At 67.1% G+C, this 14,526-nt stretch carries 9 protein-coding genes and 1 tRNA gene; 7 read left to right on the top strand and 3 right to left on the bottom strand.

The annotated features are described in order from the left end of the window. Nucleotides 1-34: 34 nt before the first annotated feature. Nucleotides 35-3,694, bottom strand: a complete 3,660-nt coding sequence (gene mfd / locus G6N55_RS23150; protein WP_085219723.1) for a transcription-repair coupling factor — start codon at nucleotides 3,692-3,694, stop codon at nucleotides 35-37. 107 nt (nucleotides 3,695-3,801) lie between these two features. Between mfd and lysA the strand changes: the two genes are divergently transcribed. Further along, nucleotides 3,802-5,142 (top strand): diaminopimelate decarboxylase, encoded by a 1,341-nt coding sequence (lysA, locus tag G6N55_RS23145; RefSeq protein WP_085219725.1) that lies wholly within the window; start codon nucleotides 3,802-3,804, stop codon nucleotides 5,140-5,142. A 97-nt stretch (nucleotides 5,143-5,239) separates the two neighbouring features. Here lysA and G6N55_RS23140 read toward each other — a convergent pair whose 3' ends face one another. Next, nucleotides 5,240-5,833 carry a TetR/AcrR family transcriptional regulator gene (locus tag G6N55_RS23140; RefSeq protein WP_139826646.1) on the bottom strand — a complete coding sequence of 198 codons (594 nt, stop codon included), beginning with the start codon at nucleotides 5,831-5,833 and terminating at the stop codon, nucleotides 5,240-5,242. A gap of 246 nt (nucleotides 5,834-6,079) precedes the next feature. On the opposite strand from G6N55_RS23140, the gene G6N55_RS23135 reads away from it, so the two are divergent. The 5 genes from G6N55_RS23135 to G6N55_RS23115 all read left to right on the top strand — a co-directional run bounded on the left by G6N55_RS23135 (nucleotide 6,080) and on the right by G6N55_RS23115 (nucleotide 9,834). After that, nucleotides 6,080-6,151 (top strand) — tRNA-Gln (locus tag G6N55_RS23135). A 132-nt stretch (nucleotides 6,152-6,283) separates the two neighbouring features. Continuing rightward, entirely contained in the window at nucleotides 6,284-7,759 is a 1,476-nt protein-coding gene (glmU, locus tag G6N55_RS23130; RefSeq protein ID WP_085219729.1) for a bifunctional UDP-N-acetylglucosamine diphosphorylase/glucosamine-1-phosphate N-acetyltransferase GlmU, read from the top strand. Nucleotides 7,760-7,861: 102 nt separating this feature from the next. Further along, nucleotides 7,862-8,842: a ribose-phosphate diphosphokinase gene (locus G6N55_RS23125; protein WP_085219731.1), complete on the top strand. Its 981-nt coding sequence runs from the start codon at nucleotides 7,862-7,864 to the stop codon at nucleotides 8,840-8,842. Then, nucleotides 8,843-9,187 carry an arsenate reductase (glutaredoxin) gene (gene arsC, locus G6N55_RS23120; RefSeq protein WP_085219733.1) on the top strand — a complete coding sequence of 115 codons (345 nt, stop codon included), beginning with the start codon at nucleotides 8,843-8,845 and terminating at the stop codon, nucleotides 9,185-9,187. Then, a complete protein-coding gene (locus G6N55_RS23115) occupies nucleotides 9,184-9,834 on the top strand; it encodes an LpqN/LpqT family lipoprotein (RefSeq protein WP_085219735.1) in 651 nt (216 codons plus the stop codon). The genes arsC and G6N55_RS23115 overlap by 4 nt, the downstream gene beginning before the upstream one ends. Before the next feature lies 1 nt (nucleotide 9,835). Here G6N55_RS23115 and G6N55_RS23110 read toward each other — a convergent pair whose 3' ends face one another. After that, nucleotides 9,836-13,084 (bottom strand): LuxR C-terminal-related transcriptional regulator, encoded by a 3,249-nt coding sequence (locus G6N55_RS23110; protein ID WP_456299227.1) that lies wholly within the window; start codon nucleotides 13,082-13,084, stop codon nucleotides 9,836-9,838. 199 nt (nucleotides 13,085-13,283) lie between these two features. On the opposite strand from G6N55_RS23110, the gene G6N55_RS23105 reads away from it, so the two are divergent. Then, nucleotides 13,284-14,516 carry a cytochrome P450 gene (locus tag G6N55_RS23105; protein WP_085219737.1) on the top strand — a complete coding sequence of 411 codons (1,233 nt, stop codon included), beginning with the start codon at nucleotides 13,284-13,286 and terminating at the stop codon, nucleotides 14,514-14,516. The last annotated feature ends 10 nt before the right edge of the window (nucleotides 14,517-14,526 follow it).

Genomic DNA, 14,526 nt, shown 5'->3' with positions numbered 1-14,526 from the left:
TCCCTGGTCATCGCCGGATCCGTTGGCCGACTGCTCAGCCGGCCGATTTGCGGCCCGCATCGCCGTCGCGCGGCGGTGACGAACTCGTTATACCAATTTCTTGCTGCGGTTTCCCTTGCAGGGCCGTCACCAAGTTGGCCACCATCTGCACCAACTCGACATCGCGAAGCCGCGGCGCGCCCACGCCGCCGGCTCGCGGAATCGGAACCTGCACCGTGGACGTGGTGGCGCGGTAGTTAGCGGCCGGATACATCCGCTTGAGCCGCACCTGCGCAGAATCTAGCAGCGTGATCGGTGACAGCCGCACCGTCGCCGCAGATGGGGCCGACACTTCGGTGATGCCGGAGGCGCGGCACAGCAGCCGCAACCGTGCCACGGCGACCAGCCGCAGGGCCGGTTCGGGCAGCGCCCCGTAGCGGTCGGTGAGCTCCTCGACAACGGCGTCGACGGCCGCATCGTCGGGCGCGGCCGCCAGGCGCCGATAGCCCTCCAGCCGCAGGCGATCACTGGCGATGTAGTCCGGCGGCAGGTGCGCGTCCACGGGGAGGTCGATGCGCACATCCTTGGGCTCTTGGGGGCTGAAGACCGTTTGGCCGTCGGCGGCGGCCCGGTACGCTTCGACCGCCTCACCCACCAACCGCACATAGAGGTCGAAGCCCACCCCGGCGACGTGCCCGGACTGCTCGACTCCCAGCACGTTGCCGGCGCCGCGGATCTCGAGGTCCTTGAGCGCGACCGCCATACCGGCGCCCAGCTCGTTGTTCTGCGCGATGGTCGCCAACCGGTCGTAGGCCGTCTCGGTCAGCGGCACCTGCGGCGGGTACAGGAAGTAGGCGTAGCCGCGCTCGCGGCTGCGGCCGACCCGCCCGCGCAGCTGGTGCAGCTGGGACAGCCCGAAGGTGTCGGCACGTTCGACGATCAGCGTGTTCGCGTTGGAGATGTCCAGGCCGGTCTCCACGATCGTGGTGCACACCAGGATGTCGTGCTCGCGGTTCCAGAATCCCTCGACGGTGCGTTCCAGTAGGTCCTCGGGCATCTGCCCGTGGGCGACGACGACCCGCGCCTCGGGCACCAGCTCGCGCACCCGGGCCGCGGTGGCGTCGATGGAGCTGACCCGGTTGTGCACGTAGAAGGCCTGCCCGTCGCGCAACAGCTCGCGGCGCAGCGCGGCGGCGATCTGTTTTTCCTCTTGCGGTCCGACATACGTCAGCACCGGGTAGCGCTCCTCGGGCGGTGTCAGGATCGTCGACATCTCGCGGATCCCGGCCAGGCTCATCTCCAGGGTGCGCGGGATCGGGGTGGCGCTCATGGTCAGCACGTCGACGTGGGTGCGCAGCGACTTGATGTGCTCCTTGTGCTCGACGCCGAACCGCTGCTCCTCGTCGACCACGACCAGGCCCAGGTCCTTCCAGCGCACGCCGGTCTGCAGGAGGCGGTGGGTGCCGATCACGATGTCGACCGACCCGTCGGCCATGCCGTCGATCACGGTGCGGGACTCGCTCGGGTCGGTGAATCGGGACAGCCCCTTGACCGTCACCGGGAAGCCGGCCATCCGGTCGGTGAAGGTCTGCAGATGCTGGTCGGCCAGCAGCGTGGTGGGCACCAGCACCGCGACCTGTTTGCCGTCCTGCACGGCCTTGAACGCCGCCCGTACCGCGATCTCGGTCTTGCCGTAGCCGACGTCGCCGCAGATCACCCGGTCCATCGGGATCGGCTTTTCCATATCGGACTTGACCTCGGTGATCGCGGTCAGCTGGTCGACGGTCTCGGTGAAACCGAACGCGTCCTCCATTTCGGCCTGCCAGGGGGTGTCCGGCGCGAACGCGTGCCCGGCGCTGGCCTGCCGCTTGGCGTACAGCGACACCAGCTCGCCGGCGATCTCGCGCACCGCGCGCCGCGCCTTGGTCTTGGTGTTGGTCCAGTCGCTGCCGCCGAGTTTGCTCAGCGCCGGCGCCTGCCCGCCGACATATCTGGAGAGCTGATCCAGCGAGTCCATCGGGACATACAGCTTGTCGGCCGCCTGTCCCCGCTTGCTCGAGGCGTATTCCAGTACCAGGTACTCGCGCCGGGCGCCGCCGACGGTGCGCTCAACCATCTCCACGAACCGCCCGATGCCGTGCTGGTCGTGGACCACCAGGTCGCCCGCGGTCAGCGCCAGTGGGTCGACGGTGTTGCGCCGCTTGGCCGCCAGGCGCTTGCCGTCGACGGCAGTGGCCCGGCTGCCGGTCAGATCGGCCTCGGTGATGACGACCAGGTTGGCGCCGGGGATCACCACGCCGCCGTGCAGCGGACCCTTGAGCACCCCGACCACGCCGGGCTTGGGCGCCGCGCCGCATTCCAGCATCGCTGCGGGAGTATCGGATTCGGCCAGCCGCTCCACGACACGGTGGGCGGTGCCGGCGCCCGGCGCGACGATCACGCCGTATCCGCCGGTCAAGACGTGGGCGCGCAGCATCGCGAAGATGCCCTCGATGTCGTGCTGATGTCCGCGCGCCGACGGCGCCGCCCGGACGTCGAGCTCCACCGCCGCCTCGTCGGACAGCTGGCTCAACGTCCACCACGGATGCCCGGTCCGGTCCGCGGCGGCCTGCACATCGTCGAGCTCCGCGAAGCCCGACCCGCCCAACTGCTCGACATCGACGGGAGCGTCGGTCCCCATCGCGGCCACCGACCAGGACGCCTCCAGGAATTCACGGCCGGTCTTGATCAGATCGGCGGCCCTGGTCCGCACCTTTTCCGGGTCGCACAACAACACCGGCGTCCCCTCGGCCAGCTGTTCGACCAGCAGCGCGTGGTCGTCGGGCTTCAGGACGGGAAGCAGCGCCTCCATGCCGTCGACCGGAATGCCTTCGGCCAGCTTGGCCAGCATGTCGGTGGCGCTGCCGGTGATCGCGTTCTCACCCGGCGGGTGTTGCGCCACCAACTCGGCGGCCCGCGCCCGCACGTCGTCGGTCAGCAGCAGCTCGCGGCAGGCGACCGCGACGAGCGTCTCGATCTCGATCTCCGGGATGGAGCGCTGATCGGCGACCGAGAACATCCGCATCTCGCTGACCTCGTCGCCCCAGAACTCGATGCGCACCGGGTGTTCGGCGGTGGGCGCGAAGACGTCGAGAATGCCGCCGCGCACCGCGAATTCGCCGCGCCTGCCGACCATGTCGACCCGGGTGTAGGCCAGCGCGACCAGCCGGGCAATCACGTCCTCGAAGCCGATCTCCTCGCCGACGCGCAGGGTGACCGGCTCCTGATGGCCCAAGCGCGGGGCCATCGGCTGCAGCAGCGAGCGCGCCGCGGTCACCAGTACCCGCAGCGGCGGGCCCAGCCGAGTGTCGTCGGGGTGGGCCAGCCGGCGCAGCACCATCAGGCGGGCGCCCACGGTGTCGACGCCGGGCGAGAGCCGCTCGTGCGGCAGCGTCTCCCAGGACGGGAAGACGGCCACCGCACTGCCGAAAACTCCGCGCAGCTCGGCGGCGAGGTCGTCGGCCTCGCGCCCGGTGGCGGTGACCACCAGCAGGGAACCCTGCTGTGCCAGCGCGCTGGCCACGAACAAGCGGGCGCTGGCCGGGCCGACCAGGTTCATTTCGGCGGGCCGAGCAGCGGCGTTCTCGGCGAGCTGGGAGAAGGTGGGCGCCGTCAGCGCCAAATCAACGAGCCCCGCGATCGGGGTTTCTGGGCGAGCAGGCCCCGGTGCGGTCATGATGCACCCATTCTAGGTGCGCCGAACAACGTCAATATTGCCCCCGGGGCCGTCAAAGGATCGTAAGGATCACGCCGTCGTGCCCTGGCCGGGCGCACTTTGAAGTCATGACATTGCTTGACATGCTGCCCTCCATTGGTCGGGCGGCCCCCCGACGGCTGGATCCCGCGATCTGGCCTGTCACTACACATTCCGACGAGGAAGGCCGGCTCTGCATCGGCGACGTCCCGCTGTCGGATATCGCCGACGAGTTCCACACGCCCACCTACGTCATCGACGAAACCGACTTCCGGTACCGGGCCCGCCGCTACCGCAAGGTGCTGCGCGGCGTCGAGATCGTCTACGCCGGAAAGTCGCTGCTGACAACGGCAGTGGCACGCTGGGCCCGCGAGGAAGGCCTGGGCGTCGACGTCTGCTCGGCCGGTGAGCTGGCCGTGGCGCTGGCCGGCGGTGTGGACCCGGCCCGGATCATCATGCACGGCAACGCGAAATCGCCCGACGAGCTGCAGGACGCGGTCAATGCCGGGGTCGGTCGCGTCGTGCTGGACTCCAACATCGAGATCGCCTACCTGGCGGGCTGCGCCCGCAAGAGCCAGCCGGTGCTCATCCGGGTCACCCCGGACATCGACATCCACGGTCACCGCGCGGTGACCACCGGCATCAGCGACCAGAAATTCGGGTTCACCCTTGCGCAGGATCATGCCGCCGACGCGGTGAAGCGGGTGCTGGCGCACCCGATCCTCGACCTGGTCGGGCTGCACTGCCACATCGGCTCGCAGGTCACCGACGCCGCGCTGTACGGCGAGGCCATTCACCGGATGATCGCCGCGATGGCCGACATCCGCGCCCGGCACGGCGTCATCCTCACCGAGCTGAACATCGGCGGCGGCCACGCGATCCCCTATGTCCCGGGCGATCGCGAACTCGACATCGACGACCTGACCGTCGTCATCGAAGACGCGCTGGACGAGGCCTGCGCCGCCGAGCATTTCCCGCGGCCGACCCTGGTCGTGGAACCCGGTCGCGCCATCAGCGGCCGGGCCGGCGTGACGCTGTATCGCGTCTGCTCCGTCAAGACACAGCCGGGTGGTCGCACCTTCGTCGCGGTCGACGGCGGCATGAGCGACAACCCGCGGGTGTCGTTGTACGGCGCGCAGTACACGGTCACGCTGGCCAACCGTCACTCGGTGGGCCCCAAGCAGCGGGTCACGGTCGCCGGCCGGCACTGTGAGGCGGGCGACGAGATCGCCCGCGATATCGAACTGCCGGTGGACCTGCATCCCGGCGACCTGCTGGCCGTGGCGTGCACCGGCTCGTATCACCACAGCATGGCGTCGAACTACAACATGGTGTGCCGGCCGCCGCTGGTGGCCATCAAGGACGGCCGGGTCCGCCAACTGGTTCGCCGCGAGACGGTCGCCGACCTGATGTCACGCGACTGCGGTTGAATGTGGCCTGATTGATCGCCGAGCGTAACGCCACGGCGAAAAATCGGGCCAAATACCGCCCTGGCGTTACGCTCGCGGCGTCCTCGAAGCCAGAGGCTTACTCGTCCTGCAGCCGGGGGTCGGATTCCAGATGAGTCAGGCCGTTCCACATCAGGTTGACCAGGTGCGCGGCCACGACTTCCTTCTTGGGCTCGCGGGTGTCGAGCCACCACTGCGCGGTCATCGACACCGAGCCCACCAACGCCTGGGCGTACAGCGGCGCCAAGTCCGGATCCAGGCCGCGGCGGGCGAAGTCGCCGGCCAGGATCGAACTGACCTGGCTGACGGCGTCGTTGAGCAGGCTGGAATAGGTGCCGGCGCTGATCGAGGCGGGCGAGTCGCGGATCATGATCCGGAAACCGTCGGTGCGTTCCTCGACGTAGGTGAGCAACGCCAGGGCGACTCGCTCGACCCGCACCCGGGACCGGTTGTTGGTCAGCGACGAGGTGATGCCGTCCAGCAGCGCCGACATCTCACGGTCGACGACGACGGCGTACAGGCCCTCCTTGCCGCCGAAGTGTTCGTAGACGACCGGTTTGGACACGTTGGCGCGTTGCGCGATCTCCTCGATCGAGGTGCCCTCGTATCCGCGTTCGGCGAACAGCGAGCGCGCGATGCCGATGAGTTGGTGTCGGCGCTCGGTGCCGGTCATCCGCGCGCGGGGGGCGCGTACTTCTTTATCCGGGGCGGCCACGTCATCAGGGTATCCGTTTGCCCTGGTGAAATTGCCCGACTTTCCCTGGGCCCCGCCAACGGCCCGCGCACCGGCTGCGTCGAATCGTCCGACTCTCCCCCGCCAGCGGGTGGTGCCCCACGGTCCGCGAGCGGTCCGCATCGTCGTCAGACTAAAGTCTTGGTGGCGCGGTTGGCGTTAGCCGCCACCGGCCGTGATCTGCAGTCCGTCGTGGTGTAATCGGCAGCACCTCTGATTTTGGTTCAGATAGTTCAGGTTCGAGTCCTGGCGACGGAGCTTCGGGTGCATGTCTTACCAAGGGCACGGCGTGTGAGATTTTTGCCACCGGTGCAGGTGAAATGACAGTCTTGACGACGTGGCGGCGCTGCGGCGGTCCGCCTCGCGTGGGACACAGCACGAGGAGAATCGATGTCGTTTCGCGGTGACACTGCGGTCGTGGTGTTAGCGGCCGGGCCCGGCACCCGGATGCGCTCGGACACCCCGAAGGTGCTGCACACGCTGGCCGGCCGCAGCATGTTGTCGCATTCGCTGCACGCGATCGCCAAGGTGGCGCCGCAGCATCTGATCGTGGTGCTAGGCCATGAACACCAGCGCATCGCGCCGATCGTCGCCGAGCTCGCCGACGCCCTCGGCCGTCCTATCGACGTCGCGCTGCAGGATCGTCCGCGCGGCACCGGCCACGCCGCCCTCTGCGGCCTGTCCGCGCTGCCGGAGGACTACGCCGGCGTCGTCGTGATCACCTCCGGCGATACCCCGCTGCTGGATTCCGACACGCTGGCCGATCTGATCGCCACCCACAACACGATGTCGGCCGCGGCGACCGTGCTGACCACCACGCTGCCCGACCCGTTCGGCTATGGCCGCATCCTGCGCACCCAGGACGACGAAGTGATGGCGATCGTCGAGGAAGCCGACGCGAGCGCGTCCCAGCGCAAGATCGGCGAGGTCAACGCCGGCGTCTACGCCTTCGACGTCGCCGCGCTGCGGTCGGCGCTGGGCCGGCTCAGCTCCAACAACGCCCAGCAAGAGCTGTACCTGACCGACGTCATCGCCATCCTGCGCGGCGACGGCCGGCCCGTGCACGCCCGGCACGTCGACGACAGCGCGCTGGTGGCCGGCGTGAACAACCGCGTCCAGCTCGCCGCGATCGGCGCCGAACTCAACCGCCGCATCGTCGCCGCCCACCAGACGGCGGGGGTGACCGTGATCGATCCGGCCACCACCTGGATCGACGTCGACGTGACGATCGGCCGCGACACCGTCGTGCATCCCGGGACCCAGCTGCTCGGCCGCACCCAGATCGGGGGCGGCTGTGTCGTCGGCCCGGACACCACGCTGACCGACGTCACCGTCGGCGACGGCGCATCGGTGATCCGGACGCACGGGGACTCGGCGGCGATCGGCAGCGGCGCCACCGTCGGCCCGTTCACCTTCCTGCGGCCCGGCACGGTGCTGGGCGCCGACGGCAAGCTCGGAGCCTTCGTCGAGGTCAAGAACGCCAACATCGGGACCGGCACCAAGGTGCCGCACCTGACCTACGTCGGCGACGCCGACATCGGCGAGCACAGCAACATCGGGGCGTCCAGCGTGTTCGTCAACTACGACGGCACGACCAAGCGGCGCACGACGGTCGGCTCGCACGTCCGCACCGGCTCGGACACGATGTTCGTCGCGCCGGTGACCGTCGGCGACGGCGCCTACACCGGGGCGGGCACGGTGTTGCGTGAGGACGTGCCGCCGGGAGCGCTGGCAGTTTCGGCGGGCCCGCAACGCAACATCGAGAACTGGGTGCAACGGAAACGTCCAGGCAGTGCCGCCGCGGAAGCCGCGGATAAGGCGGCCCAGCAATCCGCGACCGCCACCGGGCCGTCCGAATCCGAATAGACACCATGAATTTGATGTCCGGCAACCCGGCAATCGTTCCGTACGATTCGCTACGTACGATGGCATTTCCAATTTCGATCCCGATACGGCGGGGGCAGCACGGTGAGCCACGACTGGACCGATAATCGCAAAAATCTGATGCTGTTCTCCGGCCGGGCGCACCCCGAGCTCGCGGAGCAGGTCGCCAAGGAACTCGACGTCCACGTCACCGCGCAGACGGCGCGCGAGTTCGCCAACGGCGAGATCTTCGTGCGCTTCAACGAATCCGTGCGCGGGTGCGACGCCTTCGTCCTGCAATCCTGTCCGGATCCGGTCAACAACTGGCTGATGGAAGCGCTGATCATGATCGACGCGCTCAAGCGCGGCAGCGCCAAGCGGATCACCGCGGTGATGCCGTTCTATCCCTACGCCCGCCAGGACAAGAAGCATCGCGGCCGCGAGCCGATCTCGGCCCGGCTGGTCGCCGACCTGCTCAAGACCGCGGGCGCCGACCGAATCGTGACCGTCGACCTGCACACCGACCAGATCCAGGGTTTCTTCGACGGGCCGGTCGACCACATGCGCGGCCAGACGCTGCTGACCACCTACATCAAGGACAACTACCCCGACGGCAACATGGTCGTGGTCTCCCCCGACTCCGGCCGGGTGCGCATCGCCGAGAAGTGGGCCGACTCGCTGGGCGGCGTCCCGCTGGCCTTCATCCACAAGACCCGGGACCCGCGGGTGCCTAACCAGGTGGTCTCCAACCGCGTCGTCGGCGAAGTCGAAGGCCGCACCTGCGTGCTGATCGACGACATGATCGACACCGGTGGCACCATCGCCGGCGCGGTGAAGCTGTTGGTGGAAGACGGAGCGACCGACGTGATCGTCGCGGCCACCCATGGTGTGCTGTCGGACCCGGCCGCCGAGCGGCTGGCCTCCTGCGGCGCCCGTGAGGTCATCGTCACCAACACGCTGCCGCTGGGCGAGGAGAAGCGCTTCCCTCAGCTGACGGTGCTGTCGATCGCGCCGCTGCTGGCCAGCACGATTCGCGCTGTCTTCGAAAATGGTTCTGTCACAGGGCTATTCGACGGAGACGCTTAGATGGCTGAAGTTGTCATCTATCACAACCCCAAATGCAGTACCTCCCGCAAGACCTTGGATTTGTTGCGGGACAACGGTTTAGAGCCAACCGTGATCCAGTACCTCAAGACTCCGCCGTCACGCGCCGAGCTGGTGAAGATGATCCGCGACGCGGGCATCGATGTGCGCACCGCAGTGCGTAAGCGTGAATCGCTATATGCCGAACTCAATCTCGCCGATGCGACGGATGATCAACTACTCGACGCGATGGCCGAGCATCCCATCCTGATCGAGCGCCCGTTTGTCGTGACCGCGAAGGGCACCCGGCTGGCCCGTCCGATCGACGCGGTCCACGAGATTCTGTGAGACGGCTCGCGGCCGCTGTCGCGTTCGCCGCGCTGCCGGTGTTCGCGGTTGCTTGCGGGCCGAAAGCTCCTGATTACCAATCAGTCTGGACGACGAGTTCGACCGCCACGACCACCACCACAGTCGAGAAGCCGGTCCCCCTGTCGCAGTATCTGAACAGCATCGGCGTGACCGGCAAGCAGGTGGCGCCGAGCGCCCTGACCGATTTGAAGGTGTCGATACCGACGCCACCGGGCTGGTCGCCATTCACCGATCCGCATATCGCGCCCGAGACGGTGATCCTGGCCAAGGACAAGAAGTATCCGACCGCGCGGCTGGTGGTGTTCGCCCTGAACGGGAACTTCGACCCGGCGGACGTCATCAAGCACGGCAACGACGATGCCCAACTGTTCGAGAACTTCAAGCAATTGGACTCTTCGATGGCGCCCTACAACGGGTTTCCCTCATCGATGATCCAGGGCAGTTACAACAGTGACAATGGCACCCGGCTGCACACGTGGAACCGAATCGTGCTGCCGACCGGGTCGCCGCCGGCCAAGCAGCGCTACTTCGTCCAGCTGACCATCACGGGCCTGGCCGACCAGGCCGCCGCGCAGTCGACCGACATCGACACGATCATCCACGGATTCGTCGTCACCACAAAGTGATTCAGGCGTGACGGCCGGCTTCCTGCACAAGCTGCACGCGAGACGTTAATCCCAGCTTGGCGTAGACGTGCGTGAGATGGGTCTGCACGGTGCGCGGCGAGATGAACAGCCGCGCGCCGATGTCCTTGTTGCCCAGCCCCTCGACGACCAGCCGGACCACGTCCTGTTCCACCGGAGTCAACGATCCCCACCCACTGGCCGGTCGCCCGCGGGCACCGCGACCGCGTTGTGCGTAGGCGATCGCTTCCTCCGTCGTCAGCGCGGCACCTTCTGCCCAGACCGCGTCAAAGTCCTTCTGGCCCAACGCCTCCCGTACGGTATCTAGCGCGGTGTCATAGTCAGCTTGATACATCGGGAAGCGCGCGTGTGTCATACGCTGTCGCATGGGCTCCGCAGCACCCATCAGACGCGCGGCATGCTGGTGATTGCCGTCGTCGACGGCCAGGCGGGCAAGGCATTCCAGTGCGTCATCCACATGCAGATACGCCTGGGTGCGGTCGGCGATAGTGAGCGCCTCGTGGACGTCACGCTCCGCCTGGCCGCGCTCGCCTTGAGCCTCCGCAATGTAGGCCCGAATGACCAGCGCCGGCAATCGTTGCCAGCCCGGTGTCATTGCGACGTTCTCATCGGCCCAGCGGCGCGCCTTCGCCACATCGCCGCTAGCCAAGGCCGCATGGGCGATTGCGTTGGTGGATCTGATGAACACCTCGCGCAGTGGATTGGTGTACTTCCACGCCGTCTCGCAAAACTGTATTGCCGCGGCACCATCGCCAGCTGCCAAAGCGGCGTCACCGAGGACCGCGTACACCGTGTCTTCCGCCACCCCGCCCAACACCTCTGCGGCTATCCGCGCGGATTGCGCCGCTGCGTGCGCGGCGGGCCCCTGCCCTTGGCGGGCCAGCACCACGCCATACACCAGGCGGCCGTAAAGCTTCATCAGTTGATCCCCGGCCTCCTCGGCCTCCTCAGCGAGAGAACGCGCAACGTCGGCCGCTTCGGCGAGATGCCCCTCCATCAGCAGCGCGATGACCAGCCAGGTCCTGCAGTTTCGTGAGTAGAACGGATCACCGATTGCATCGGCGAGGTCGCGTCCCTCCTCGGCGGCCGCGCGCGTTGCGGTCGGTTCGCCGGCCATCGCGCCCGCCGTCGCCTGATGGCTCAAGATTTGGCACAGGGTCCACCGGTCACCGGCCGCGCGGACCAGTTCGATCGCTTCGGCGAGGTAGGTCTGGACCACCTCAGCGTCGTAGACGGCAGACATCCCGCACACGATCAGGGCACGGGTGATCAGCGCCGAGTCGTCGAGCTGACGGGCGACGGCCAGCGCGTCCTGCGCCGTATCCAGCTCCGTCGGAAAACCGACCCAGGCGGCCAAGAACTGTCGCTGGATCACCGCGGCCGTGCGCACAGCCGGTGCCACGAGCGAGTTTCCCTGGTCGGTTAACACAGCATCGAGACCCGCTAGAGCTTCTCCGACACGGCCGGCCCGCAACCACAATGGCTGCAGCGACAGGATCAGTCGCAATGCTGTTTCGTCGTCAGACTTTTCTCGGCTCCAACTGTAGGCGGCGCGCAGATTTTCAATTTCCGTTTGCGCCCAATGCAATAGTGTCTCAACCCCGGCCAGCCTCTGTGACTCTAAATCGACGGCCTTGGCCGTGTAGTAGTCGCGGTGGCGAGTTCGCACCTGCTCCGCCTCACCGGATTCGCCGAGCTTTTCTTGCGCGTACTGGCGAACCGTTTCCAACAAGCGGTATCTCATGCCGTCGCCGGTATCGTCGGTGACCACCAGGGATTTGTCGACCAGCAAGCTCAATTGGTCTAGCAGCTGGTAGCTTTCGACGTCGCTGTCGACACCGACAGCTTGGGCGGCGTCCAGATCGAATCCACCGGCGAACGCGGCCAGCCGCCGGAACAACACCTGCTCAGGCTCGGTCAACAACGCATGCGACCAGTCCACCGACGCTCGCAACGTCTGCTGACGACGTACCGCGGTTCGCGCACCCCCGGTCAGCAAGCGGAACCGGTCATGCAGACTGCCAACGATCTGCGATAGCGACAGCGCCCGAACCCGTGCCGCGGCAAGCTCGATAGCTAACGGCATGCCATCAAGGCGCTTGCAGATTTCGGTCACCAGCGCTTGGTTGTCTTCTCTCACCATGAATTCGGGGCGCGCACGACGGGCGCGGTCGGTGAACAGTTCGATCGCTCCGTCGGAAAGTGACAATGACGGCACCCGCCAGCTCAGCTCACCGGGCACCCCGAGTGGCTCACGACTGGTGGTCAGAATCGTCAATTGCGGGCTGGCTGCCAGTAATTCGATGGTCATCGTTCCGCAGACCTCGAGCAGGTGCTCACAATTGTCGAGCAGCAACAGCATTTTCTTCTCGCTGAAGAACCTCAACAGCAATTCCATGGTGGAACGGCCCGGCTGATCGGGCAGACCCAGCCGGCGCGCCACGGTCTCGGGAACGACAGCCTCGATGGTGATCGGAGCCAGGTCCATGTACCAGATCCCATCGGCGAACTCTCTACTGAGCAGCGAAGCCACTTCCACGGCGAGTCGGGTCTTTCCCGCACCCCCAGCGCCGGTCAATGTCACCAGTCGGTTGGCCGCCACCAGTTGCCGCAACTCCCCCATTTCTGCTTGGCGCCCAACGAAACTCGTCAACTGCGCCGGAAGATTGTGCGATGCAACGACTGTGCGGACACGAAGCGGGGGAAATTCATTGCGCAGGTCCGGATGACACAGCTGCACCACCCGTTCCGGGCGCGGGAGATCACGCAATGGGTAACTACCCAGATCGGCCAACCACGCGCCGTCGGGCAGCCGATCCACCACCAGCGATTCGGTGACCCCGGACAACACCGTCTGCCCGCCATGGCCCAGATCGCGTAGTCGCGCGGTGCGGTTGATGGTCGGCCCGGCGTAGTTGGCGTCGTCGCGCAGCTGGACCTCACCGGTGTGCAACCCGATGCGCAGCCGAATCGGACTCAGCGGTTCCCGCTGCAACACCAACGCACACGCCACCGCATCCGATGCTCGCGCGAATGCCGCCACGAAACTGTCACCCTCACCCTGCTCGACCGGGCGCACCCCGCCGAAGGCCGCCACCGTCTTGTCCACGGTGCGGTTCAACTGTGCGAGCGCCGCAGTCATCTGCTCGGGTTGGGTTTCCCACAGCCGCGTCGAACCCTCGACGTCGGCCAGCAGCAACGTCACCGTGCCGGTCGGCAGCAACTCGCTCACGCCCAAATCGCTCCAGGTTAGCGACGGTAGGTCCGCATTTTGGCTCATGGTAGTCAGCATCGCCGTCTCGCCGAGGCAAAACATCGGCAAGAACGCGTAGATGCGCGGTACGGCCCGCGCGGATTTACGACCGGCGGCACGCACATCTACGCGCTGCGGCGGATGGTCTTGCTCGCGCGCCACCGGATAGTCGACTGCCATGACCACTTTGATCAGCGACTGCCCGAGCGTTTTCGACGCGGGATTGCCCGCAATTGCCTACGACCACCTCACCGATCCGCAGGAGGCACACCGTATCCTGGCCGCCGCCCGAAGCCAGGCCCCCATCGTGATCGGCCGCTACGGACCCGAGGTCTTAAGCTACGAAGCGGTCCGCACGGTACTGCGCGACAACCGGTTCGTCACCGCCCACGGCCTGGGACTCGACGCGCAGGGGGTGACCTCGGGTCCGCTGTGGGACCGGGCGACCGCCAACATCCTGGGCCTCGACGGCGCCGTGCATCATCGCCTGCGCCGGCTGGTGTCGAAGGCTTTCGCGCCGCGCGCCGCCGAGCGACTGCGAACCGTCGCCGCCGAAATCATCAGCGGGCTAGTCGAACCACTCACCACGGTCGGCCATTGCGACGTGGTGTCCGATATCGCCCGCGGCTACCCGACTCCGGTCATCTGCGCGCTGCTGGGCGCGCCGGCCAAGGATTGGCAGTTGTTCTCCGCCTGGGTCGACGGGATCAAGAAAATCTTCGAATGGAACATCGCCGAGGACACGCCCGCGATCCTCGCGGCGTGGGACGAACTCGACGCCTACCTCGAAGACCTGATCGCCCAACGCCGAACGTCTTTGACCGACGATCTGATTTCCGATTTGATCCGCGCCGAAGACGACGGCGACCGGCTCACCCACGACGAACTGGTCATGCTCTGCGGCACCCTGCTCGGCGCCGGCACCGACACCACCCGCAACCAGCTGGCGGCGGCCGTGGGGGTGCTTTGCGCCCACCCCGACCAATGGGCGCTGCTCGCCCGGCATCCGGAACTGGTACCCGGCGCGGTTGACGAGCTAATGCGTTATTGCCCAATTATTTTCGGCACCATCCGGCGAGCCGCCGAAGACGTCGACTTGGCCGGGGTTCGCATCCCGGCCGGCACCCTGGTGGCGGCCAACACCGCCGCGGCCAACCGCGACGCGTGCGTCTATGAGGACCCCGGCCGGCTCGACATCACCCGTGCAGGCGCGGCGCCGATCATGAACTTCGGCGGCGGCGTGCACTATTGCCTGGGCGCTCATCTGGCGCGGCTGGAACTCACTGAGGGGCTGCGCATCATCACGCAGCGCATGCCCAATGCCCGCCAGACGGGTCCGAGCCCGTGGAAAGGCATGGCCGGGATCACCGGTCCCACCACCCTGCCCGTGGAGTTCGACCCCGGGCACTAGTAGACACTGA

The organism is Mycobacterium florentinum, assembly GCF_010730355.1.
GTDB lineage: Bacteria > Actinomycetota > Actinomycetes > Mycobacteriales > Mycobacteriaceae > Mycobacterium > Mycobacterium florentinum.
The sequence above is the reverse complement of the archived record's forward strand: the minus strand, read 5'-3'. Positions and strand labels throughout refer to the sequence as shown.

Excerpts from the sequence above, each read along its gene's own strand:
- mfd (WP_085219723.1), bottom strand. The coding sequence starts at position 3,694 with ATGACCGCACCGGGGCCTGCTCGCCCAGAAACCCCGATCGCGGGGCTC.
- lysA (WP_085219725.1), top strand. The coding sequence starts at position 3,802 with ATGACATTGCTTGACATGCTGCCCTCCATTGGTCGGGCGGCCCCCCGA.
- G6N55_RS23140 (WP_139826646.1), bottom strand. The coding sequence starts at position 5,833 with ATGACCGGCACCGAGCGCCGACACCAACTCATCGGCATCGCGCGCTCG.
- glmU (WP_085219729.1), top strand. The coding sequence starts at position 6,284 with ATGTCGTTTCGCGGTGACACTGCGGTCGTGGTGTTAGCGGCCGGGCCC.
- arsC (WP_085219733.1), top strand. The coding sequence starts at position 8,843 with ATGGCTGAAGTTGTCATCTATCACAACCCCAAATGCAGTACCTCCCGC.
- G6N55_RS23105 (WP_085219737.1), top strand. The coding sequence starts at position 13,284 with ATGACCACTTTGATCAGCGACTGCCCGAGCGTTTTCGACGCGGGATTG.